Source organism: Emticicia agri, assembly GCF_004168285.1.
In the GTDB taxonomy this organism is placed as follows: Bacteria; Bacteroidota; Bacteroidia; order Cytophagales; family Spirosomataceae; genus Emticicia; species Emticicia agri.
Map to the genome: position 1 here is coordinate 12,073 of NZ_SEWF01000035.1, position 25,639 is coordinate 37,711.

Sequence of the window (25,639 nt, forward strand, 5' to 3'; positions counted from 1 at the left end):
TTCGTAAAAAAGAAGCCCTGTGTTGTTCATATTGAAAATTTTGTATGGCTCTAATTTTTACTACCCTATCCCGACTGCAGAAATTTGCTATACTGATAGGTATTATCCCTGTCCTGTTTTATTGCTACGTTATCTTTAATTTCTCTTCCAATGTTCCTTTTTATGACGATTTTTTCTGGGGTTTCGACTACATCGAAACTTACATTCAGAAAGATTCCGTATTAGATAAAATCAGGATGTTGTTGATGCAACACAACCAGCATCGTTTTATTTATTTCAGAGCCGTATTGTTAGAACTATTTCAGTTAGAAGGAAATCTTAATTTCAGACATCTGATATTAGTTGGTAATATAAGCCTTTTCGGCATTTTTGCTGTTTATGCTTTTGCTTTCAGGCGTATAGCTATTTCCTGGGTCTATTTTCTGCCGGTTCCATTCCTGATGTTTCAATACCAGTTCATGTATAATAGTATTGTTAGCTATGATGTACCCAATATGAGCGTCATTTTTTTAGCTATACTTACTTTTTATCTGGCCTGTTTTGTTACGCCCAAACGCAGCTATTGGCTATGGATAGTCGGTTTTTTTGCTACTTTCTCTAATGGGAATGGGATAGTGGTATTCTTTGTGGCTATCATTCTGTTACTATTGCAACAAAGATTCCGGCAGGCCATTTATACGGCTATTGTCTATGCCCTGAGTCTGGCAATCTATTTCAATGGGTTTCAGATGAATTCTGGGGAGGCCACCTTAAACGGTAATACTTTCCTATATGCGTTTCGGTTTTTAGGAGCTGCTTTCTTTACTGATATTAATTCAGTTTCTGTGGCCTTAAGTATCATTGCCGTGACTGGAATAGTTATCTACTTTATTTATTTCTTCGTTAATCTGATAAAAACCAAATTCAAACCTGTCGAAAATAAAGTCTTATTGTTTTGTTTAGGTGTATTTCTGTTTTTGGCCTGTACAGCCATGATGACAGCCATTGTTCGGGCTATTCATAAGGTTGAAATACCTGATTGGTACAAAAACTATTCGATTCTGTTTATTACAACCATTTACCTGTTTCTGATAAACTTTAAAGTGAATGAGTATCTACAAGGAGCTATTCTTGGAATGTTTATTTGGTACGGAGTAGGGATTTGGTACTCATCAGCAGAAAAAAACCTGATAAGCTATCAGTACATGAAATCAACCTTTGAAGCCGACGTGGTTAATTTTCGGCGATACCAATACTGGTCATTCCTGACAGCTCAGGAAGGAGTACAGTTTTACGAAAGACATAATCAACAAACTAATGAATTTATCAGAAAGGGTTGGTACGTACTACCCGAAACACCTTTAAGCAATCAGGTTTTCGATAAAAGAAAAAGCGAAAAGACCACGTTCATCATTGAAAAATCGGCCGAACATTATGCTACCATTATAAAGTATACTCCAAAGAACCCGAATGATAACGACAGAATATATAAAGAAAGATATGGTTTTATCGTCAATGATTCTACTAACCGGAAGTATTTTTTCGGCGCCACCCCAACATTTAATGGTATCAGAGGGGTCATTAAATATAAAAGCTTATTCTACGACAGAGTTGGCTTCGGTGTGAAGTATGAATATTTCAAAAATGCAATTCCGGCCGGAGATTATCGTGTCGGGATGGTGTTTATCGACGCCAATAAGCGCGCTGAATGGAAAATTTCAGACCAGACTATTAGAGTTGATAATTACTAACTTAGAACCGATACCCCAACAGAAAATCAACATTGGTATCAGAAAGTAGTGCTGAATGGTCAAATGCAGCGCCAATCTGCAATCGTTTACCTAAAGAAAGTCTTGCCGTATAAATACTTCGTAATTCAAGGATACGTAAAGCATAAGACATATCTAATGTTTTGAATAGTGCCATATTCAGCCCTACATCTATATCCATATTTCTCTCCTTAAAATAAAGTAGAAAGGGTGTTATTGCCAGATTTTCCTTGAAAAGGTTAAGCTTGTATGAGGCATTGAAGTAAAATTCCTGCCAGTTTTTGATAAGTGTTTCATTGTCTTTCTTTACTTCGTTTGAAAATAAGTTTTTACCCGAAAAACTCAGAATCAAGCCCTTCCGTTGGTAAAATAGGCCAAAGTCTAAATTAGGGTTTACGCGCAGACTTTTGCCTGACGCTACCTGCAAAGCACCTAACGTCTCCCAGTTGATATAATTGAAATCAATGACTGCCCTCAAACCAAAACTAATCCGGCCTTTTCCTAACTCATATTTTCTCCCATAACCACCATACAAGGTATGTTTATTATAAAAGGAATAGCCATCGTGTATATATGAAAGATTGAAAAAGCTCTTCTGGTTGATATTGCCCAGATAGTTCAGATAAATATTAAGCGGCTTAGTCCAGACAGCATTGTTTTCCTGCGGCACAAATTTATCTTTCAGGTAAAGAGATAGGTAATGATTGTGCGTATCATCATTGAGACCTGCACCTGCATTATAGAAGTTAAGATTGCCCAGATAGATATTAGGCCGTAAGGTGTTCTGGGCAAAAACAGGCTGTATGAGCGTCAATAAAATAGTAATAGAAGTATATTTCATACGCTGACTATTTTAAAAGATTAAAATCATTCAATGTATTGGTAATGTATTCTTTCAGGTTCGTATCGTGTCCGCCTCCTGAATAGGTATAGAATTTAATATCTCCCCCTGCTGCCTGCAAGCCGTTTTTAGCATCTATCGAATTGGAATAAGGCACTACCTTGTCTGAATCTCCATGATGCAAAAATACTTTTCCCACAGGCTTCCATCCTGCAGAAAAGGTATTATTCTCCAGAATTGACCTGAATCGGGTGTCTGTTCCATCCACTATTTTTGACAGAAAAAAATTATTCAGAATGTCCTTCGGCTTTTTAGAAGGAGCAAAAATGGCGGCGTACTGGTCGAATACCGGATATGAAAAAATCTGGTCGGTAGGGCGGGGCGAAGGCGAAAACTTATTCAGGGCATAGATACTCCAGGAAAAAATGTTGATAATATCTGAATCTTCATTCTTTTTCAATAAAATATCATCAATAAACTTGATGAAATGATAGGGCCCGGCAAGACCTGAACTGGCAACCACATTGAATTGAGATGAGTAAGCCTCCTGAATATATTTATGGGCAGATAAGCAAGCTGCACCTCCCTGGCTCCAACCGCTTAGAAAAAGCCGATTGTCATAATCAATGCCTTTTCCTTCTAAAAATGCTTTGGTTGCCAAAAGCCCGTCAATATTTGACTTGAACATTTCCGGGTAATTGAGGTAGGGGTGTTCTCTGTTATGGGTACTTCCATAGCCAATGTAATCAGGCAAGAAAACAGTATATCCGCCCGATGCCCAGGTTAATCCCATATTCCTGATTTCTGAAAAATCAGTACTACCTCCTGAGTAATTGGATGGAACAGTATTATCCACATTGAAGAGACTACCTACATGCACGGGTAGCTGTGTGCCATGAAAGTAAGCAATTAAATAGGCTGAGCTGACGTTGTCAGGCACCATAATCAGGCCTTTGGTGTCTATTTGTTCGCCTCTGCATTCTGTTCGATAGGTAATGGCGTAGAGAGTTACTTCATGTTTCGCTATATCCTGAACCGAGAGTTGATCTACATTTGCAATGATTTGCTGAATGGACAAATGCCCTTTTTCTTCAAACGCAATCAGCGTGCCGCAAGTCTTTGGCGTTAACTCACCATCTTTTTTACATGAGCCGCCTATTAAAAAAGTCAGAACTGAAATGTACAGAACTTTTTTCATGCCAATCACCGTTTAAATTTGTTCGTTTCAGCCTATTAGCCTGTCCGATGAAAGTTTCATCAAACAGCAATAGTAAACAGCAGACTTTTTTATAGATTGGGTATAGTAATTATACGGGATAGGGAAGTAACTTCAGGAAATATAGTCCGGTTCAGAATTTGCTTATAAAGCAAACCGAACTTCATTTTGAGACATCGAAAGTATTGTATAACAATATTGGTCAAAATGTCTTGTTTAAGCAAGAGCTAAGACGGTTTTTATTTTCTGGGTCTAAAAAATATTCTCTGTAAGATGATAAAAAAAGTCAAATAGGGGTAATTTTGCAAAACAAGAAGAGACCCCCATATCTAAACTTATTAATATTAGTACTATAAACGTAGGCTGAAATGCTTATCTGAAGACAGAAAACGAATAAAAATCTAATCTAATGCAATACGACGTTACGGTAATAGGCTCCGGTCCCGGAGGATACGTGGCGGCTATCAGAGCTGCCCAGTTAGGTATGAAAACCGCCATTATTGAAAAATACAATGTTTTAGGAGGTACTTGCCTGAATGTGGGCTGTATTCCCTCAAAAGCCTTGCTCGATTCGTCAGAACATTTCTATAATGCAACGCATCATTTTGCCGAACACGGCATTGAAATCCCTGCGCCTAAGGTAAATCTTGAGCAGATGATGGCCCGTAAAAAAGGCGTGGTAGAGAAGATGAACGGCGGAATTAACTTCCTGATGAAAAAGAATAAAATTACGGTTTATAACGGTTTTGGTTCTTTTATTGATAAAAATAACATCAAAATTAAAAAGGCTGACGGTTCTGAAGAACAGATAAGTACTGAGAAAGTGATTATTGCCACAGGCTCAAAACCTACGATTCTGCCTTTTATGAATTATGATAAAAAAAGGATTATTACCAGTACTGAGGCTTTAACTTTAACCGAAATACCCAAACATCTGATTGTGATAGGGGCAGGGGTAATAGGTGCCGAATTAGGCTCGGTATATGCCCGTTTAGGAGCTAAAGTAACCTTTGTAGAATTTGCCGATTCCATGATTCCGACGATGGATAAAACAATGGGCAAAGAGTTGCAGAAGGCAGTAAAGAAATTAGGTACTGATTTTTACTTCAATACTAAAGTTACTAAAATTGAAAATTTAGGCGAAGAAGTATTGGTATCGGCCGATGGCGCAGATGGCAAACCTGTAGAAATCAAAGGTGATTACTGTCTTGTATGTATCGGTAGAAGAGCTTATGTGGATGGCTTGAATTTAGAAGCCGTAGGTATAACTACCGACAGAGGTAAAGTAGTTGTTGACGAGCATACGCTTGAAACCAACGTAAAAGGCATTTATGCCATTGGTGATGTGGTACGTGGAGCAATGCTGGCACACAAAGCCGAAGAAGAGGGTGTGCTGGTAGCTGAAACCATGAGCGGCCAAAAACCGCATATCAATTATAACCTTATTCCGGGAGTAGTTTATACCTGGCCAGAAGTGGCCTCTGTGGGGCAAACAGAAGAAGAACTCAAAGCCAAAGGTATCAGCTATAAATCGGGTCAGTTTCCATTTAAAGCTCTCGGACGTGCTACTGCCAGTGGAGACACAGATGGTTTGGTAAAGATTTTAGCCCATAAAGATACCGACGAGGTTTTAGGTGTACATATTATAGGCGCCAGAGCCGCCGACATGATTGCCGAAGCGGTGATGGCAATGGAATTCAGAGCCAGTGCCGAAGATATTTCACGCACCTCTCATGCTCACCCGACTTATATGGAGGCTGTCAAAGAAGCCGCTTTAGCTGCTACTGATAACCGACCGATACATACGTAGGAAGCATAATTTAGTGATAGAATTAATCGTGAATTGTGAATGCGGACGCCGCGCGTCCGCATTCACTAATTCGCAATTAATCACTCATCACATAGCTGCCTTCGCAGGTTGTTTGACAGCGAAATAATCGACCATACCTAAAATCAGGATGCAACGGGCTACAATTACGATGGTTCGGGGAATGAAACCCAACCACGGCAATTGTTCGATGAAAATGCTGTAGAAAACAAGAAAATTGGCAAATGCCATTAATACCACACTCCAGCTTATCCAGAACCTGTCTGACTCACTAATGGGTAAAAAAGAAGCTAATGTACTTGTATATATATAGATGAAAGCATAGCATAAAAGCAGAATTTTATCTAAGACCGGTAAGGCTGTATGCAGTGTAAATATATAAAACAAGAGGGGTACTATTGCATAGATCGGGAAGACACGCAGGAACTTGTACAATGCTCCCTGATATTTTATTTTAGAACCCATAAGCTTAAAAATACCTGCCCAGAGGCATAAAATACAGGCGTGGATAATGAGATTAAAATCTTTTATTAAAGCCGGAAAGAAGATGACACATAAAGAGATAGGAATCGGTAATATCAGTGTCAGGATAAAAAGTTTATCAATGAGGGTAGGTAAGGGCTTGCGGTGTTGATAGTACCAGACTGTCAATATAATAGCTGCAATAATTCTTGCAATGGCTATCCAGAAAACACTTTCTTTTTCTGGTAGGTCAAGCAGAAAAAATTCTAAAATCAGTAAGAGTAAAGTAGCAGTTATGTATCTTGTATTCATCAGGGTAGATAGAGCCTGCATGATGACATACAGGCTCAAATATTTAAGTTCAACTAATGTGATTCTCTCTGAACCTCATGGCCTGATTTTCCGGCTAAAAAGTCTAAATCTGCCCCCTTGTCTGCCTGAGTAACCGTATTAATATAAAGCTGAACATACCCACGGTTATAGCCTAAATCAACAGGTTTCCAGTTTTTGCGTCTTTCTGCCAGTTCTTCGTCTGATACATGCAGGTGTATTTTACGATTGTGTACATCTACCTCTATCAAATCGCCATTCTGTACTAATCCGAGCGTACCACCCACGGCCGATTCAGGAGAAGCATGAAGGAATACTGTTCCATAAGCGGTACCACTCATACGGGCATCTGAAATACGCACCATGTCGGTAATACCTTTTTCTAATATCTTTTTGGGTAATTGCATGTTGCCAACCTCGGGCATACCCGGATAACCCTTGGGTCCTACGTTTTTCAAGACCAGTACGCAGGTTTCGTCCACCTCCAAATCGGGGTCGTCAATGCGGGCATGATAGTCTTCTATGGTTTCAAAAACTACGGCTTTGCCTGTATGTTGCATCAGATGTGCCGATGCGGCCGAAGGTTTGATTACTGCGCCGTTTTCGCACAGATTACCTTTTACCACTGCAATTCCTCCCTCACGTAGAATAGGGTTTTCAGCAGTAGCAATTACCTCTTCATTCCATATCTTGGCACCTTTCGAGTTATCAATCAGACTTTTGCCATTAACCGTAATAGCTGTTTTATGTAAAAAGCCAGACATTTCTTTAATTACTGCCGGAAGCCCGCCTGCGTAATAGAAATCTTCCATCAGGTATTTGCCCGACGGCATCAGGTTCAACAGGAATGGCATTTTACTGCCTATTTTATCAAAATCTTCCAAATCAACTTCCACACCTATTCTCCCGGCAATAGCAAGCAAATGTAATACCAGATTTGTTGAGCCACCTACAGCCGCATTCATCATGATGGCATTTTCAAAGGCTTCACGTGTAAGAACCGACGAGAGGAGCATATTTTCTTTCACCATTTCTACAATTCTCATGCCCGACATGTGCGCCAATACTTTTTTACGGGAGTCTGCCGCAGGTATGGCAGATGCCCCCGGTAGGGTAAGGCCTAAAGCCTCTACCATTACTGCCATTGTAGAAGCGGTACCCATTGTAGAGCAGTGCCCGATACTTCTGCTCATACAGGCTTCAGCATCTTCAAACTCTTCAAGTGTCATTTTGCCTGTTTTTACATCATCTGCAAAACGCCATACATCAGTTCCCGAACCGATAGCTTTGCCCTGAAAACGTCCGCTTAACATGGGGCCGCCCGGTACTACAATGGTAGGTAAGTCAACACTTGCGGCGCCCATTACCAACGATGGCGTGGTTTTATCACAGCCTGTCAGTAATACAATGGCATCGAAAGGATTGCCCCTGATACTCTCTTCTACGGTCATGGCAGCGAGGTTTCTGTAAAGCATGGCCGTAGGGCGAATCAGTGTTTCGCCTAATGACATTACCGGAAACTCTAAAGGGAAGCCCCCGGCTTCATAAACACCATTTTTAACCGATTGTGCCAGCTCCCGGAAATGGCCGTTGCAGGGGGTTACTTCTGACCATGTATTGCAGATTCCTATGACAGGTTTGCCTTTAAACTGATGTGCAGGGTAGCCCTGATTCTTGATCCAGCTTCTGTAAATGAATCCATCTTTTCCTTCTTTTCCGAACCAGTCCTGGCTACGAAGTTTTGTTGTATTTTCAGAGGTCATAATTTAAGTTAGAGAAAAACGCAAAAAAATTTATCAATAATCCTTATTTTTGTGTTGTTTTGCAACCAAATTAAGAAATTTGTTGGAATTAATTTTGAATGACTTAAAAATTGAACATTATGAACTTATTTGATACGTTGAACGAGGCAATGACTGATGAAGTTGTATCAAAAATTGCCAAGTTGACCGACGAAGAGCCTACGAAAACTAAAAAAGCAATTGATGGAATATTCTGCACGTTAATTGCAGGATTAGTAAGACGAACCGGAAGTACCATGAGTGTAAACATGCTTTACAACCAGGTACAGAAGGGTAACCAAGGGGGAGAACTGATAGGAGACATAATGTCTTATTTAAGTAAGAAAGATAAATTAGATGGGATATTAAAGACTGGTGATGGATTGATAAGTCAGGTTTTCCCTGCTTACAAGAGCCCATTAATCAGTATGATAGGGACGTATGCCGGAATCAAGAAGAATTCATCAACGATGTATTCGAGCTTGGCTACTCCAGTTCTGATTGATGCTTTAAGCAGAGAAATCAGTAATAATAAAATGGATGTGGATGCTTTGACTACTTATTTAGCCGAACACCATGAGCCATTGTTTAAAAGAACACCAGAGGAATTGGTTGAAAAGATGATTCCGCAATTAGGTTTGCAGGAATTGCTTTCTCCTAAATTTACTTCTAATTCAAGCAACAAACGTGTGGTTGCTCCTAAGCCTGCTTCGGTAAAACCTAAGTCGGTTGCAGGTGTGCCTACCACTACCCCACAGGTAGTAGAAACCGAAGAGGAGGAATATTCAAGCGAGGGTTCAGCATTTCCGGTAAAATGGTTGTTGATTTTCCTGGTAGTAATTGCCGCAGCGGCCGGAGGATATTATTATTATGAAAACTACTATAAGCCTGCTCAGGTAGCCACAACTGCCGATGAAACGATAGTGATGGATTCAACTATTGCAAGTCTGGATAGTTCAGGGACAGCAGCAGTTGACTCGGTAGGTTTGAAAGATACTCTGAAAGCGACAACACCTGCAACACCTGTTGGAGGAGGCTCTTTAACACAAGAATTGGACCCGTATCTGACTGATAAAACCAAACCGGCAGGCCAGATTTTTACCATGAAAGAGGTGTCATTTGTGAAAGGTTCGCAGGCATTAGATGATAAGTCAACGGCTTCCATCAATGAGTTAGCCGAGTTGCTGAAGAAATACCCTAAGATGCAAATCAGAATTCAGGGACATTCGACAGATGCCGTAGGTCTTGATAATAAAGTGATGGCTACCAAAAGAGCCTTTGCTATCAAGAAAAGGCTATTGGTTGCAGGCATAACCGACACCCGTATTGATGCCATTGGTATTCAGGGTAGTGGCGATAAAGCAGATATAAAAATTGTGTCAAAATAAGAATCATAATTCCAGCATAAAAAAATACCTCGCCGATTGACGAGGTATTTTTTTATGCTCACCAACTATGACGGCGAACCGTCATTTATAGTGTTGGCAAATCCTATTATTTAAAACTCTTCATTTTACCGCTTGTCTGCATCTGGTTTACTTTCTTCATCATAGACCGCATCTGGTCAAATTGTTTCAGAAGGTTGTTTACCTGCAAAATCTGTGTTCCACTACCAGTAGCAATTCTTTTCTTACGGCTACCGTCAATAATATCCGGTTTTTCACGCTCTTTTGGTGTCATAGAGCGAATAATGGCTTCTATCGGTTTAAAAGAGTCATTACTGATGTCAAGGTCTTTAATCTGCGAGCTTACGCCCGGAATCATCCCCATCAGGTCTTTGATATTACCCATTTTCTTGATTTGCTCCAGTTGCGTCAGAAAGTCGTTCAGGTCAAACTTGTTCTCACGCATTTTTTTGTTCAGACGTTTGGCTTCGTCTTCATCAAAGGCTTGTTGTGCACGTTCTACCAACGAGATAACGTCACCCATACCTAAGATACGGCTTGCCATACGATCAGGATAAAACACATCAAGCGCTTCCATTTTCTCACCTGTCGAAATAAACTTGATAGGTTTATTTACCACAGTTTTAATAGAAAGTGCCGCACCACCACGGGCATCACCATCAAGTTTGGTTAGTACTACTCCATCAAAATCCAGACGCTCATTAAAAGTCTTGGCCGTATTCACCGCATCCTGACCTGTCATGGAGTCAACCACAAACAGAATCTCGCTCGGGGTTACTGCTTTTTTGATGTCTTCAACCTCTTTCATCATCACCTCATCAACAGCCAGACGTCCGGCTGTATCTATGATGACTATATTTTTTCCTTTACTTTTGGCAAAAGCAATGGCATTTCTGGCAATGTCAACGGCATTTTTGCTTTCAGGCTCGGCATACACCTCTACGCCTATCTGCTCGCCTAATACCTGTAACTGGGTAATAGCCGCAGGACGATAAATATCACAGGCTACCAATAATATCTGGCGGCCCTGTTTTTTCAGGTAATTGGCAAATTTACCCGAGAAAGTGGTTTTACCTGAACCTTGTAAACCCGCAATCAACACAATGGCAGGAGAACCTTTCAGGTTAGCACTCTGGGCTTGTCCACCCATCAACTCGGTCAATTCTTCCTGAATAATTTTAACGAATAACTGACCCGGCTCTACGGCAATCATTACCTTGCGGTCGATGGCTTTTTCTCTTACACGGTCGGTTACGTCTTTAGCAACTTTATAGTTTACGTCGGCATCCATCAGGGCACGGCGTACTTCTTTTATCGTTGCAGCAATGTTAATATCAGAGATTCTACCTTGCCCCTTGAGGGTTTTGACAGCTTTATTGAGTTTATCACTTAAATTTTCAAACATCTTTCAGACTATTAATGATTATTCCCTTATGGATTCCAGCTAAGGAAAAGTATTTTGATAACAATTTGCAAAGTTAAGATTTTAACAATAAAAGCGTAATAGTTTTTTTAAAAGGATTCCTTCAAAATTCTTATTCTGTATCTTTGCACCCTAAGCACATTACACATTTTATGAAACTCCATATTTTAGGGGCCTCTTGCAGCGGGGTAACAACTTTAGGCAAAGCATTAGCCAATTACCTTAATATTCCTTATTTTGACAGTGATGCGTATTTCTGGGAAAAAACCAATCCTCCTTTTACCACCAAACGAAATCCGGCGGTAAGAAACCAGATGCTTGAAACAGACAGTCTGAAATATGATAGCTGGATAATAGGTGGCTCCTTATTAAAATGGGATTTAGCCATAGCTTTTGACCTGATTGTGTTTTTATATATCCCACATCAGCTAAGAATGGAGCGGCTCAGAAAACGGGAGTTAGAAAGATATGGCGATATTATTTTTACTGACCCTACCAGAAACCAGCAGTACAATGATTTTCTGAACTGGGCTGAAGGGTATGATAATAATACTACCCAAGGAAGAACCCTCGCCGCACATGAAAACTGGCTGGCTCAACAAACCTGCCCTGTATTAGAAATTAGGGGAGATTATAGTGTGGAGGAGCGGGTAGAAATGATTTTGGAGAAAATTACTTCCCAAAAATCCGCTTCCGATGCTCGGAGCCCCATTGGGCTATAGAACCTATAACCTCTTTTAAGGTGTGGCCGTATTCGGTTAGCTCATATTCTACCGTAACAGGCTTGGTATCATAAACCGTACGTTTCACTAAATCGTTGTCTTCGAGGTCTTTCAGTTCTTTTGAAAGCATTTTAGCACCAATACCAGTTACATCACGAATCAATTCCATAAAACGCTTTTTTCCAAAGCTCAATGAGCCTATAATCATAATCTTCCACTTACCGCTCAGAATATCCATTGCATCCTGAACAGCCACCATGTGTTGGCTGCATTGCGCAGGGTTGTGTTCTTGTGTATCTGTTGTATCAGCGACTTGTTTTGTCATCATTTTAAAAATCTTATCTGCTTGGCGTTAGTAAGAATAACAAATATAATCACAAATTCTATCATTGTACACTATCGAAAGTATATCTGATTTCTTACCTGTTACTATCTAAACAAATTATTCTCCTACTTTTGCCTTAATAGATAGTTTCTTAAAGGAAACTACTTTCTAAAAGAAATTAACTTCCAAACGTAAACTTATTCTCTCTGTTTTGTGTATTACCATAGACTTTATTTCTAAATACTTAAAACATAAAAAATCATGTCAAGCAAAACACAAAAAATTCTGGCCATTATCTTTATGGCACTTCCATCATTCATGTTGGTTATGAGTGGTGTAATGAAAATTATAGGCAGTGAACAAGTGGTAACAGGTATGACCAAAGGAGGCTATGGGCCTTATATTACTATTTTGGGTATTGCCGAAATCGTTTTTGTGATTTTATTCTGGATACCCAAAACCTATAAAATCGGCTTCTATCTGATAGTATCTTATCTGGGTGGTGCGGCTGCCGTAGAACTTGGTGGCGGTGCTAATCCGGTTGCATTTGCGCTGATAGCCTTAGCCTGGATTGGTTTCTACCTGAAAGATAAGAGTAATTTTGTGGTAGGGTAGGACAACCCCATCCTAACCTTCCCCAACAATGGGGAAGGGACAAAAAAAAGCCCCTCTCCCCACAGTTGGGGAAAGGGGTTGGGGTGTGGGGTTTAATCCACTAATTAAAGAATAGGTAAGTAAGCGATTAATATCCTTCGTTCTGTTTTAAATAACCCGGGATATTAGACGCTCCGTCAATAGCTGTCTGAGGAATCGGGAAGATTCTTTTCTTAGGGTCGTTATTGGTTTTTTCTGTCCAGGTACCTTCATATTTACCAAAACGAATCATATCCGGGCGGCGTACCATTTCCCAGTAGAATTCAAAACCACGCTCACGGAACAATAAATCTAATGTCATAGTAGCTAATGCTGGCGGAGGTGTAGTAATGTTTCTTGCGGCTCGCACAGTGTTTACATCAGCCAATGCACCAGCAGCATCATTGCTTTTACGCAATTTAGCTTCTGCACGCATCAGATAAATATCTGCCAGACGAGTGATTACAATGTCAGCATCACCGAAGTTTCTGCCACTGGCCGATTTTTTGCTGAACTGATATTTTTCAACACGGTAGCCTGTATTATAGTTACTGCCTTCTACTGTAAAGTCAACTTTTTCTGAGAAGTTAACCGGTAGATCCGATCTGTTACGGGTATCGTAATTTAATTTGGCAACTTTAAAATTACCATTTGAGCATTTTACAAAAACCCCATTTTTTCTCACTAACCCATACTGTTGACCACGTAAGATACCACGGTCGATATTGAAATCCGGTCCGGCTACACAAGAGTCAGCAGGATTGGTATAGATAGAAATATTCTGTTTATAGAAACGTGGGTCAACTGAAGGGTCTTTATCACCATAGGCATTTACCCAGGTGCGATAATAGTCAGAAGTAATGGCAGGGCCATCGGTACCATTAGCAGCCGGGAAATTATAAAGCGGAAACTGGTCGCCTGAGATAGAGAAATAAGCCATACGGTTGTGGCCGTTCAGTTCGGCTCTCTGGTCAACTGCAAAAATCAACTCTTTGTTATCGTGGTTATCATCGTTAAAAATAGCAAAATAATCTCTTGATAACTGATACTGACCCGATGAAATGATTTTATCGCAGTATTCTATCACTTTATCCATATCTTCAGGTTTGAAGTTGAATTGTGTAGCATATCTGTCGCGATATACGGCTGCATTCAGATACAATCGGGCTAATAGAGACCAGGCACCCCCTTTGGTTAATCTGCCTGGTCCTACATTTGTTTCAAGGTTTGGTTCAACTGCCAGCAATTCACTTTTAATGTACTCAAAGGCTTCTTCACCTCTGATAATTTTTGAGGTTTCGCCCACATCATTTTTAACGAAAACAAGACCGAACAAATCCAGAGTAAGCATTGAGTAATAAGCTCTCATGCCTCTGGCTTCAGCTAAAAAAGTTTTGGCTGATGGGTCGTTCATGGTTGGCAACGTATTAATAGCCGTGATGGCTCTTGACATACCTTGTAGAATCAGGTTCCAGGTATTACGGATATTCGGGTCATTGGCACCGTGTGTATGGGCGTGCATGGCCAGGTAAATACCGTTATCACCCCAGTCAGTACCACCACGATAGGGTAAGATAGCTTCGTCAGTCGAAATCTCCTGTAAGGCAAAATGGTTTGTGTGGTTAAAGATATCGGGAAGGCGGGCATATACCGGAGCTATAATTCCCTCTACCGCTTGTTTATCAGTCAGGTTTGAGCCAAACGTTTCGTCCAGAATTATTTCATTCAGGTCTGTACAGCTATTCAAAACCAACAAGCCGGCAAGTGCTAATGTTGTATATATTTTCTTTTTCATGTGTTCTAAAATTTTATAATGAAACGTTCAGGCCGAATACTACCGAACGGGCTTTAGGATAACTTAAATAATCAATACCATAAGAAGTAATACCACCGATAGTTCTGTCAATGTTTACCTCTGGGTCGAAACCATCGTATTTAGTAATCACAAACAGGTTTTGTCCGGTTACTGATAGTCTTAAACCTGATACCCATTTACCAAGGCCAATGGCTTTTGTATTGACATTATAGCCTAAAGAAAGGTTGTTTAAACGGAAGAATGCGCCATCTTTCAGGAATCTCGTAGAAACCGGAGCCGAGTTGTTGATTGATTCAGTCGGGTTAGCGATAGCTTCAGGGGTGGTATTCAAACTTTTTGATAATCTCAGTTTATAGAAGTTAGCATTGGCCGTATTATCATAGATTTTGTTACCTGATACACCATTGAAGTTAACAGCTAAATCGAAGCCTTTGAAAGAAACATTACCATTGATATTGTATTGTTTGGTTGGTAGAGCACTACCTGCGGCAATACGGTCGTTGTCGCCTACTACGCCATCACCATTCACGTCTCTGTAAGTGCTGATACCTTTGTCGTCAAATCCGGTAAATTCTTTCAGGAAGAAAGTACCGATAGGCTGTCCGCTTACATAACCATTGATAGTGGCAGAAGTTAAACCAGAACCCGAAGCACTACCTGATGGAATAACGGTATATGGAGAGTTTTTAACAATATTGTTGATGAAAGTCATGTTACCACCAATATCAAATCTTAATCCGTTTCCGGCAGTGTAACGGTAATTCAATTCGATTTCAAGACCTTTGTTGATAATCTTCATGTCTTCCACGTTAGTCCAGAAAGTACCAGCCGGTTGAACAGGGTCAGCAGGGATTACTTCTAATAAAATGTTATTAGATACTTTTTGGAAATAATCGATAGCTCCTGTTAAAGCACCACGGAACAAACCAAAATCAAGACCTACGTTTGTTTGGGTTGATACCTCCCACTGAATATTAGGATTAGCCAAACGGGTATAAGATGTTCCGGCAGGGAATGCACCTGTTGGATATAACGGATAACTGGTAGAAGAAGATACAGTTGAAGTAAACAAGGCCTGGGTAATTTTTGCAGGAATCTCCTGATTACCGGTTTGTCCCCAACCTGCTCTCAGTTTCAAATCTGTAAAACCTGCGTTTTTCATAAACTCTTCTTCAGAGATTCTCCAGCCCAACGAGAACGACGGGAATACACCATACTTATTATTAGCACCGAATTTAGACGAACCATCGGCACGCACAGTAGCAGTAGCCAGGTATTTGTCTTTGTACTGGTAGTTTACACGACCGAAAAACGATTGTAGTTCATTTACCAGTGCATAGCCACCCGGTTTGTTATTAGCCAATGTCAACTCCTGACCTAAGCCCGGGTTATAAATAGGCTCAATGTCTGTAATCGGGAATTTGTTGATGCTTGTATTACGACCTTGCACAAATATTTTCTGGTAAGAATGACCTACCAATGCCGTCATGTTATGCGCACCTGTGTTCAGCGTATAAGTCAGATAATTTTCTATCAGCTTATTTCTGTTCCAGGTATTGTAAGTTTCTAATCTACCATCTTGTTGTGGCTCTAAATTGGCCAAAGACTGAATATCACGTACCCCTGTCGAGTTATCAATACCAAAGTTTAGTTTATATACTAAATCTTTTGTGATTTTGAACGAAGGAGAGATATTACCAATTACACGGTTAACGGTAGAGGCATCTTTCTGTAATCTGAGTGTAATTAACGGATTGGTAAAGTTCGGATAGTTACGAGGTCTACCGTTATCGTCATACGCCGGATATGTCGGGTTGGCTGAAATAGAGCCACCGATTAAACTTTCGGTCGGAGGTCTTGAGTTAGTTGTATAAGTAGCGTTCAGATTCACATCAACAGTCAGACGATCGTCCAGGAATTTTTGTGTAACGTTAATACGACCTGTATAACGGTTCAGATTGCTGTTTTTCAGGATACCTTCCTGATTCTGAATACCAAATGAGCCATAGTAAGTCAGTTTATCTGCACCACCGCCTAACGATATGTTATGGTTTTGTGTAATAGCTGTTTGCATTACTTCACTTTGCCAGTCGGTATTTCCGCCTAAGTCTTCTAATACACCACCTACCGCTTTTACCTGAGTTCTGAATTCATCAGCCGTAAATACAGGTAATGCTCTGGCAACTTTTGAGATACCTACACTTCCTGAATAAGTAAGCGTTGAGAAGCCTGCTTTACCTTTTTTGGTAGTAATTAAAACAACGCCATTAGCACCGCGAGAACCGTAGATAGCTGTAGCAGAAGCATCTTTCAATACATCTATTGACTCAATATCCTGTGGGTTCAGGAAGGTCAAAGGGTTAATGGCAGCACCTGTACCTGAGTTATCCAGCGCCATACCATCCAGAATAAATAAAGGGGTACTACCTGTACGAAGTCCTCCCGGACCACGGATAGTGATGCTTTGCGCAGCGCCCGGCTCACCACTGGCAGAGGTAACGTTTACACCCGCTACTTTACCTTGTAATAATTGCTCAGGAGAGTTGATGATACCTTTGTTAAACTCGCTGCTTTTCAGCGATTTTACGGCACCTGTCATATCTTTTTTAGCCGCACTACCATAACCGATTACCACTACCTGAGCCAGGTCAGATGCTTCGGATACCAGTTTTACATCAAGTGTAGTGTTGTTGCCTACGGTTATTTCCTGTTTGCTATAACCAATAAATCCGAATACGAGTACAGATTTTTCGTCAGGTACTGAGATAGAGTAGTTACCGTTTGCATCAGTAGTGGCGCCTTTCTGAGTGCCTTTCAGAATCACACTGCAACCTACCAGAGGCTCGCCTGTTCCGGCATCTGTTACAGTTCCTTTAACTGAAATTTCTACAGCCTTGCTATCAACTTGACTGCTATTACGTGAGTCTTTCACACTGGCGAATATTGCCTTTTGTGCGTATACCTGTGGCATAGACAGAATGGCAAACAAAAATACCCCCAAAAGGAATTTCAATGGTGGGGGAGAGGTAGAAAGGTGTTTCATAATAAGATGATTAATTAAACAATTAGATGTTCTAACAGTGTACTTACAAAGGGTGAGGTATTGCGATAAATAATAGTGCATAAGAAAAGTGAAACAATTTCTACCTTACATCAGACTGCTCCGGCAAGGTATATTTTGAATCTTCAGATTACGGGTGTTAATTAGTGATTTCTTGAAATTTGTTGCATTATAACAATAAAAAATATTATTATTTTTAAGATGTTTTATGCAAACGTTTTAAATCGTTGCGCAAACGTTTTAAATCTTTTGAGAAATCGGGTCAAAAAATGGAAATAATTGACAATTGGAAGACTAACACTATTGGTTGATGAAATTTCCTGCACTTTGTTACCTTTAACCTTGATTTTATTAATTTTCAGCCGCAAAAGTAGTCTTTTAGTATTCTGCCAATGTTATCAGGCTATTAAGCAATTGTTAAGGAGACCAGGCATGAGGGGGAGATTAACGTTGTCTTGCTACGTAATTGGGGGCTTCAAACACGCACAATAGAAGAAAACGCAAGGTATATTTTATGAGGTAGTTCATAATAAGGCAAAAGGTGAGGAAAACATTCCTCACCTTTTGAAACATTCGCATACATTAGCTATGGCACAGAATTTTGGTTTTAAGGTATAATACCATGAAACTAATATTTGTATGTCACACTTCTTTGTAATACTAATCCAAATTCCGTATATCATACTAAGTTTAGTCTGCGGAATCAGCGTTGTTATTTCGAACTGGAACGAATTTGCAGCTAAGAGACAACCTAAGAAAGCATATATGGTCGTTGAATCTACAGAAGTAGAAGCAATACCGGATATGAACTTAGTACCAATGGCTGCCTGAAACGAAACGTTTTACAGGTCAGTAGCTTAGGCTATAGTTGGTCGTCATCAGCAGGTTTTGCAGTAGGCGGAGTGTACTTTTGAGTTGAATCAATATGATACCCTTCTCCTGCCGCAAATACGCAGTCTCCTGATATTGAGACAGTCGAGGGCTTCAGAAATGAGCCCTTTTTGTATTCCAGATTTTTATCGGCATATACTTTCTGAAAGAACATTCCCCACGTCGGTAACGATACCCTCGCTCCTTGCCCCAGGGCAATTGTCCGGAAGTGTATGGTCGGGTCGTCTCCACCGGTCCAGCCTCCTGCCACCAGCGTAGGTGTAATTCCCATAAACCAGCCGTCTGAATAGTTGGAGGTTGTACCCGTTTTAGCGGCAACCTCGTTTCCGTCTAAAACGCCGTATCTTGAAAGTCCGCCAAAGGCCGTACCACCCGGTTGTGTAGCTCCACGCATCAGGTGAATCATTTTGTAAGCCGTCTCCTGACTGATTACTTCTTTGCTATCTGAATAATATTCTTTGATTAACTCTCCGTTTTTATCCTCAATACGTGTTACAAAAATAGGCTCGGTATATTTGCCCGAGTTGGCAAATACACAATAACCGGCCAGCATTTCATACAAAGAAACATTACTGATACCCAAACAAAGCGCGGGTACTTCATCTAATTTGCTCTTGATACCCAACTTATGGGCATAATTAATGACATTTCCTGCTTTGAACTGGTTAATCAGATAAGCACTCACGGTATTGATAGATTGTCCTAAAGCCTGTCGTAGCGTGAGCGAACGATAGCTATAGACCCCATCAGAGTTTTTAGGTGTCCAGCTTCCGCCCGGTACTGAAATCGTAATAGGCTGGTCAACTACGTGTTCGCAGGTCGAAAAGCCATTATCAATGGCCGTAACATATACAAACGGCTTAAAGGTTGAGCCCGGTTGTCTTTTTCCTTGTTTTACGTGGTCGTATTTAAAATATTTATAATTAATACCACCTACCCATGCCTTGATTTGTCCGTTGCGTGGGTCCATTGCGAGAAAACTCGAATGTAGGTAAAATTTATAATATCGGATAGAATCCATCGACGACATCACGGTATCTCTTTCACCATTCCACGAAAATACACGCATTTTGGTAGGGCGGTTCATCTCTTTCCACACCTTATCCATATCTCCATCATACTCTTCTCTTAATTCACGGTAACGAGGGGTAGTTTTAGCAATGTTTTCTATGAAATTAGGAATCTCTGTATAAACCCCTGAAGTACCCGGTTTCTCAATTGTCCACGGGTTACGGCCTTTCCAGTGTTCATAAAATTTCTTCTGCTGGTCTTTCATGTTCTCTCTTAATGCTTCTTCGGCATAAAGCTGCATACGAGAGTCTATGGTCGTATATATCTTGAAACCTTTGGTATAAATATCGTCGGGGTCGTAGCCTTCTTTCGCAATTTCGTCTTTCAGCCAGCCTTTCAGAAACTCTCTGAAATAAGGTGCAGGACCTGTATTATGGCTTTCAGGCTGATAATTCAGGGTAATAGGTACTTGTTTCAATGATTCTGCTCTGGCAGGTGATAACTTGTCATATTTCACCATCTGGTCGAAAACAATATTACGACGACCCTTAGAGGCTTGCGGATGAAATTTAGGATTGAAACGTGAAGGGTTCTGAATCATGCCCACCAATACGGCGGCCTCTTCAAGGGTTACTTCGCTTGGTTCTTTTTTGAAGTAAGTTTTGGTGGCCGAACGAATACCAAAAGCTCCACTACTGAACTCAATCGTGTTCAGGTATTTCTCCATAATCTCCTGCTTGGTATATCTGCGCTCCAGTTTAATGGCGGTTATCCATTCCTTGGTTTTAATAATAATCTGTCTGATACCCGGCACTGCATACAAAGGACCTTTGTAATAATCAATTTCACGCAGTTTAAACAAGTTTTTAGCCAACTGTTGCGAAATAGTACTACCGCCCCCTTTTCTCTGGCCTGTAAAAAGCCCTGTTACCACACGCAGAGTACTACGGGCATCAATCCCTGAATGTACCGTGAAACGGGCATCTTCGGTAGCTACCAAGGCATTAATAATATTGGGAGAGAGTTCACTGAACTCGATAGGACTACGGTTTTCGTAAAGAAACTTACCGATTACTTTTCCATCGGCAGAAATAATTTCAGAAGCTACATCGCTTTTCGGGTTTTCGATTTCTTCGGGGCTGGGCATTTTACCAAACAGCCAGAAAAGGTTGAAACTCACGGCTATCAGATATACAACAACTGCCAGTGCTGTAAAGCCTGTAAACTTCCAGATTCTTGAAATGATTTTTTTATATCTACCTGCTTCTAATTCCGGGAATGTAAACTTCATTTTGGTGAGGAAAGGGTGTTATATAAAGCAAACGTAAGCATTTTTGTGTATTGTTGCAAAAGGTTACAGGGTTAAAATCTCAATTTCTGTACATATAACCTATGCAAATGATACCTATCATACGAAAGATTTGGTTAATTATTGTGTGGGGTAGGGTTGTTAAAAAACTTATTAATATGAATTTCACCGAATGAATTCGGTGGCTAAAAAAACAAAGGAATATTTTTATATAAAAGCCCGACTTAAGTCGGGCGTGTATCAAAAATTACCTTTGTTATCTTAGCCGGCGACTTCAGTCGCTGTTACTCTGTATGTAATTCATATTTTACTTCACCGTACTCTTATCAATCCTTGTAGGGGTATCTGTGCCTGCTACAATGGTTTGAGAACTCAGCGCAATGGCTCTGATAGTAGCCACAATATTCTGTATATCTAATGATTCTACTTCGTCATTTACGCTATGATACAATTTATCCGTATCAATCTGGTCGGTAGAAATGGTATGTGCCGGAACCCCCAGACGAGCCAGCGTAGCGTTATCAGAACGATAGAAAAGGTTTTGTTGCGGATACGGGTCGGGGTTGAACGTAAAAGCAGTACCTTTCAGGTTTTTCTGTAAGATAGTGCCAAAATCAGAGCGTTCAAAGCCTGTAATAAAGGCTGAATTGATACCCCATTTAGAGGCTTTACCAATCATTTCAATGTTAAACATGGCCACTACTTTGTCGGCATCTAATTGTTGCGAGAAATATTTAGACCCAAAACCACCGATTTCTTCGGCTGTAAAGGCTGCAAAAACGATGGTTCTTTCGTTATTTTTCAGCTTTTTGAAATAGTTGGCTAAAGCAATAACTGCCGTTGTACCCGAAGCATCGTCGTCAGCACCATTCGCAATCGAGTCGCCATCTACCGCTTTCTGAATACCGAGGTGGTCGTAATGACCTGAAAACACAACCATTTCATCAGGCTTGCTTTTGCCCGGTAACACACCTACTACGTTGGTCATCATAAACGCTTCTTTGCGTTGTTTGATTTTTACAGAATAATTTTCTACCGAACTGATACCCGATACAAGCAAAATATTACCTGCCATTTTCGGATAAGGCTTAGACAATAATCTCGTGCGATTCAGGAAACGTTTAATACCTGCCAGTTTAGACTCATGGGCGGCATCTACTACCACTATTTTACTGGTAGAATCGCTCATATACTGGTTAGGATTAAAAGTATCGCCTGCGCCTACGATTACTACAGGAATATTCGACGTCCAGTTTATTTCTTCATTATCCGACAATAACGCATATTTATCTTTAGGTATCACCTGACCGTTAATCATTACCTCTGCACTCACAAATCCGTCAATTTTGGTAATCGGAAACTCCTGCCGATAGCCACTCAGCCCCTTCAAGGGCTGTAAGCCAATTTTCTTAAATTCATCAGCAATAAAAGCGGTGGCTTTTTCAATCTGCCGGGGTTGCATGGAGTTTCTTCCCATCATATCATCGGCTGCTAAAGTACTGATGATGCGTTTTACTTCTGCTTCTTTAATGAGTTTGTTGACCTTTTGAGCCTGAGAGACATACGTGATAAGAAAGAGGATAAGGGTTAGTCTGATGATTTGCATATTAGTTTGATGAATTTGATAAATATTAATCGTCTGTTTTTTGTTCAATCAGATATTCGTCTTTTTTAAAAGTCTGTTTAACAAATAATTCGCCGATAAAGCCTGCTAAAAATAATTGTGAACCGATAATAATGGCTACTAATGCCAGAAAAAACATCGGGTTATCGGTTACATTCCGGTAGCGTAATCCCTGACTGATATTATACAATTTTTCAAAAATCAGGTAGAGTGCCAGTATTGTACCTACCATAAACGAAAGTACGCCCATCGTACCAAAAAAGTGCATAGGGCGGCGACCGAATTTATTAACAAAGGCAACGGTCAGTAAATCGAGAAAACCAAAGATAAAACGCTCTAATCCGAATTTGGTGGTGCCATATTTACGGGCCCGGTGTTGTACTACTTTCTCACCTATTTTCCTGAAACCATTCCATTTGGCTATAATAGGTATATTCCGGTGCATTTCGCCATAAATCGTAATATTTTTTACTACTCTCGACTGATAAGCCTTCAACCCGCAGTTGAAATCGTGTAAATGTACACCCGACACCCAACGGGATACCGCATTGAATAATTTGGTAGGAAGTGTTTTGGTAATAGGGTCGTAGCGTTTCTTTTTCCATCCTGATACCAAATCATACTTCTCTTCGGTAATCATCCGGTATAATTCAGGAATTTCGTCGGGGCTATCCTGTAAGTCGGCATCCATTGTAATAACAACTTTGCCTTTAGCTTGTACAAAAGCCGTTTGTAAAGCAGCAGTTTTACCATAATTACGCACAAACTTAAAGCCTCTTACTTTGGTATTTCGCTTGGCAAGGCTCTGAATTACTTCCCAGGAATCATCATTACTGCCATCGTCAACAAAAAGAATTTCGTAAGTAAAGTTATTTTCCTGCATCACCCTCACAATCCAGTCGTGTAGTTCGGGTAAAGATTCTGCTTCGTTATATAAAGGGATAACGACTGATATTTGAAGTGCTTGGTTCATTAAAGGCAAAGTTCTAAAAAATCGTGTAATAATCGCTCAACAGTTGACGGAATTTATCCGCATACGTATTTGAATTTTTTTCATGAATCGCTAACGTATCTTCCCGGTATTCTGATATAGACCTTTTCTGAAAGGTCATGATAACCCTGAACACCGCTTTCTGAGGATTATGTTGTATCAGTAGTTTTTCTGACAAATATAATGCTTTTTTCTGAGCTACTCTTGTTAATTGGTCTGCCTCAAACGGTGGGAGTAGCACAATAAAACGACCATCAGCAGCCAATAAGCTGACAACTACCTCAATTAATTCACTGAAAGTCAGAGTCTCAGCATGTAGTGCTTTATTGGTCTGCGCATCAGGCGATGGCAGGGAGTTCTGATAAAAAGGCGGATTTGAGATAATTAAATCGTATAGAGGATTGACATCACCTGACTGTTCACGGCTGAATTGCTGAACAGGTTGCTGATGAAGGGTTATCCTCTCAGCAAATGGGCTTTCGGCAATATTGATTTTTGCCTGTGTGTAGGCATCATTATCTATTTCAACGGCATCAATAGTTGCCTTGCTTCTCTGAGCAAGCATGAGCGACAAAAGCCCTGTCCCGGTGCCAATATCCAGAATTTTATTTGCTGCTGATACATCAGCATAGGCACCTAAAATACAGGCATCTGTGCACACTTTCATGGCACATTTATCCTGATGGACGATGAATTGCTTGAACTGGAAATAAGATTTTGGCACCCTTTTATGCTTTAAAAGGGGCGAAGATAGCGTTTTTTGACTAATTTAAGAAGCAACAACTTTTCCCAACCTTTCTACTTCATCCAACAAAGCCACTAAATCTGTTTCAGTAGTAAGTGGATTCATGATGGATACCCTTAAGTATAATTTATCTCCCAAAGTAGTTTGCACAATATAGAATTTGCCCTCTTCTAATATTCTTTTTCTGATATTGGCATTTAATTCATTCAAAGATGCTGATTCATGGAGTAAACGGAAACAGACAATATTGCTTTCAGGCTCTAAAGCCAATTCAAAATTGGGTCTGGCTTTCACGAGTGTGGCAAATGTTTTGCCCAAGTCGTAGAGATATTCAACATTATCTGTAAAAATCTGTTCGCCGTGTGCTTTCAGTATGGCATAAACTTTTACGCTCATCATCAGCTTGGTACATTCAAACGTACGCTTGCCCGAATTAAACCAGTCTTTCGAATGTTGATTCGCCCATAAGTACTGCGCTTTTTGCTGAAAAGTTTTAAAAGCATCATCACCACGCTTGAAAATTAAAGCAGTTGTTAAGGCAGGCGCCATCAGCATTTTATGCCAGTCAATCACCACTGAATCAGCCTGATTCATGCCTTTTATTAGATGCTTGTATCGGTCAGAAAAAACAACGGCACCCCCATGCGCTCCATCGGCATGAAACCAGAGTTGATGCTTTTGTGCAAAGGCGGCAATGGCTTCTAAATCATCGTAACTTCCGGTTGAGGTAGAGCAGGCACTACCAACGATAGCTATTACCTGCAAACCTTTGTCTGTTGCTTCCTGATAGTATTGTTCTAATAAATTGGTTCTTATCTGTAAACGTTCGTTAGTAGGTACTTTAATGATTCCCTCGCTGCCCATACCCATAATGCGTGCCGCCCGGTCTATACAATAATGTGCTTCTTCTGATACCATTACTGCCAGATGCTCAGTATTGCCATTTTCCCATACATCGGTTTTAGCAGCTCTTGCCGCCAATAAAGCCGTCAGATTAGCCAAAGTTCCACCCGAAGTAAGTAAGCCATTGGCATGGTTATCGAATCCTATCTTTTGGGCTAATAATTCAGAAAGAATACGTTCTAAAGGATTTGAGACCAGGCCCATTTCATATACTGCCATGCCATTGTTAAGCAGCCCGGTAAGCATACCTGCCAATGCAGAAACAGGTACAGGTGGGGTAACCTGATGCCCCATATAGCGTGGATGATGCAGATGAATAGAATGATTGATAGTTTTTCTGAAAAATTCAGTTACATCACCTTGCCCTTGCTCATAATCTTCCTGCCAGAAAGTTAGGTTTTCTTCAGGGTCTTTATAGGGGATAACCGTCTCTAAACTACCGCTTTGGACCTGTTCGAGATAGTCAGCCAGTAAATCAACTAAAGTATGTGCCTGTTGACGGAAACTATCTGAAGAAAATGCTTTTTGTAAGGGAGATTCCATGCCATATATCTGTTTTACTGCAACTGTTTC

The 25,639-nt window shown here is 40.4% G+C and carries 18 protein-coding genes; 5 read left to right on the forward strand and 13 right to left on the reverse strand.

All coding sequences use genetic code 11. The annotated features are described in order from the left end of the window. Positions 1-44: 44 nt before the first annotated feature. Complete coding sequence (locus EWM59_RS19700; RefSeq protein ID WP_130022966.1) at positions 45-1,730, forward strand: hypothetical protein; 1,686 nt, start codon at positions 45-47, stop codon at positions 1,728-1,730. 1 nt (position 1,731) lies between these two features. On the opposite strand, the gene EWM59_RS19705 is transcribed toward EWM59_RS19700, so the two are convergent. Continuing rightward, positions 1,732-2,589, reverse strand: a complete 858-nt coding sequence (locus EWM59_RS19705; RefSeq protein WP_130022967.1) for a type IX secretion system membrane protein PorP/SprF — start codon at positions 2,587-2,589, stop codon at positions 1,732-1,734. A gap of 7 nt (positions 2,590-2,596) precedes the next feature. Continuing rightward, positions 2,597-3,787 carry an alpha/beta hydrolase family protein gene (locus EWM59_RS19710; RefSeq protein ID WP_130022968.1) on the reverse strand — a complete coding sequence of 397 codons (1,191 nt, stop codon included), beginning with the start codon at positions 3,785-3,787 and terminating at the stop codon, positions 2,597-2,599. 427 nt (positions 3,788-4,214) lie between these two features. Between EWM59_RS19710 and lpdA the strand changes: the two genes are divergently transcribed. Then, complete coding sequence (gene lpdA, locus EWM59_RS19715) at positions 4,215-5,615, forward strand: dihydrolipoyl dehydrogenase (protein WP_130022969.1); 1,401 nt, start codon at positions 4,215-4,217, stop codon at positions 5,613-5,615. A gap of 87 nt (positions 5,616-5,702) precedes the next feature. On the opposite strand, the gene EWM59_RS19720 is transcribed toward lpdA, so the two are convergent. Both EWM59_RS19720 and EWM59_RS19725 read right to left on the reverse strand, forming a co-directional pair. Beyond that, complete coding sequence (locus tag EWM59_RS19720; protein ID WP_130022970.1) at positions 5,703-6,407, reverse strand: hypothetical protein; 705 nt, start codon at positions 6,405-6,407, stop codon at positions 5,703-5,705. A 53-nt stretch (positions 6,408-6,460) separates the two neighbouring features. Then, positions 6,461-8,188: an IlvD/Edd family dehydratase gene (locus EWM59_RS19725; protein ID WP_130022971.1), complete on the reverse strand. Its 1,728-nt coding sequence runs from the start codon at positions 8,186-8,188 to the stop codon at positions 6,461-6,463. Between the two features lie 119 nt (positions 8,189-8,307). Here EWM59_RS19725 and EWM59_RS19730 point away from each other — a divergent pair, with 119 nt between their 5' ends. Next, a complete protein-coding gene (locus EWM59_RS19730) occupies positions 8,308-9,594 on the forward strand; it encodes an OmpA family protein (protein WP_130022972.1) in 1,287 nt (428 codons plus the stop codon). A gap of 106 nt (positions 9,595-9,700) precedes the next feature. Here the strand turns inward: EWM59_RS19730 and ffh are convergent, their stop codons facing one another. Beyond that, positions 9,701-11,017, reverse strand: a complete 1,317-nt coding sequence (gene ffh, locus EWM59_RS19735) for a signal recognition particle protein (RefSeq protein WP_130022973.1) — start codon at positions 11,015-11,017, stop codon at positions 9,701-9,703. A 170-nt stretch (positions 11,018-11,187) separates the two neighbouring features. Here ffh and EWM59_RS19740 point away from each other — a divergent pair, with 170 nt between their 5' ends. Next, positions 11,188-11,757 (forward strand): P-loop NTPase family protein, encoded by a 570-nt coding sequence (locus EWM59_RS19740; RefSeq protein ID WP_130022974.1) that lies wholly within the window; start codon positions 11,188-11,190, stop codon positions 11,755-11,757. On the opposite strand, the gene EWM59_RS19745 is transcribed toward EWM59_RS19740, so the two are convergent. Further along, entirely contained in the window at positions 11,708-12,085 is a 378-nt protein-coding gene (locus tag EWM59_RS19745) for a winged helix-turn-helix transcriptional regulator (RefSeq protein ID WP_229239396.1), read from the reverse strand. The two genes, EWM59_RS19740 and EWM59_RS19745, sit on opposite strands and share 50 nt — an antisense overlap. 258 nt (positions 12,086-12,343) lie before the next feature. On the opposite strand from EWM59_RS19745, the gene EWM59_RS19750 reads away from it, so the two are divergent. Beyond that, a complete protein-coding gene (locus EWM59_RS19750; protein ID WP_130022975.1) occupies positions 12,344-12,697 on the forward strand; it encodes a DoxX family protein in 354 nt (117 codons plus the stop codon). 127 nt (positions 12,698-12,824) lie between these two features. Here the strand turns inward: EWM59_RS19750 and EWM59_RS19755 are convergent, their stop codons facing one another. From EWM59_RS19755 to EWM59_RS19785, 7 genes are all read right to left on the reverse strand, one after another. Continuing rightward, the gene (locus tag EWM59_RS19755; RefSeq protein WP_130022976.1) at positions 12,825-14,510 is read right to left on the reverse strand and encodes a RagB/SusD family nutrient uptake outer membrane protein; all 1,686 of its coding nucleotides are present in this window, start codon (positions 14,508-14,510) and stop codon (positions 12,825-12,827) included. A 13-nt stretch (positions 14,511-14,523) separates the two neighbouring features. After that, positions 14,524-17,574, reverse strand: coding sequence for a SusC/RagA family TonB-linked outer membrane protein (locus EWM59_RS19760; protein ID WP_130022977.1), 3,051 nt, complete (start codon positions 17,572-17,574; stop codon positions 14,524-14,526). 880 nt (positions 17,575-18,454) lie between these two features. Next, positions 18,455-20,785, reverse strand: coding sequence for a penicillin-binding protein 1A (locus EWM59_RS19765; protein ID WP_130022978.1), 2,331 nt, complete (start codon positions 20,783-20,785; stop codon positions 18,455-18,457). 325 nt (positions 20,786-21,110) lie between these two features. Further along, on the reverse strand, positions 21,111-22,409 hold the full coding sequence (locus tag EWM59_RS19770; protein ID WP_130022979.1) for a M20/M25/M40 family metallo-hydrolase: 1,299 nt from the start codon (positions 22,407-22,409) through the stop codon (positions 21,111-21,113). 25 nt (positions 22,410-22,434) lie between these two features. Further along, entirely contained in the window at positions 22,435-23,400 is a 966-nt protein-coding gene (locus EWM59_RS19775; protein WP_130022980.1) for a glycosyltransferase family 2 protein, read from the reverse strand. Between the two features lie 13 nt (positions 23,401-23,413). Beyond that, positions 23,414-24,142, reverse strand: a complete 729-nt coding sequence (locus tag EWM59_RS19780) for a tRNA1(Val) (adenine(37)-N6)-methyltransferase (RefSeq protein ID WP_130022981.1) — start codon at positions 24,140-24,142, stop codon at positions 23,414-23,416. 45 nt (positions 24,143-24,187) lie between these two features. Continuing rightward, positions 24,188-25,609, reverse strand: a complete 1,422-nt coding sequence (locus tag EWM59_RS19785; protein ID WP_130022982.1) for a pyridoxal phosphate-dependent decarboxylase family protein — start codon at positions 25,607-25,609, stop codon at positions 24,188-24,190. Positions 25,610-25,639 lie beyond the last annotated feature (30 nt).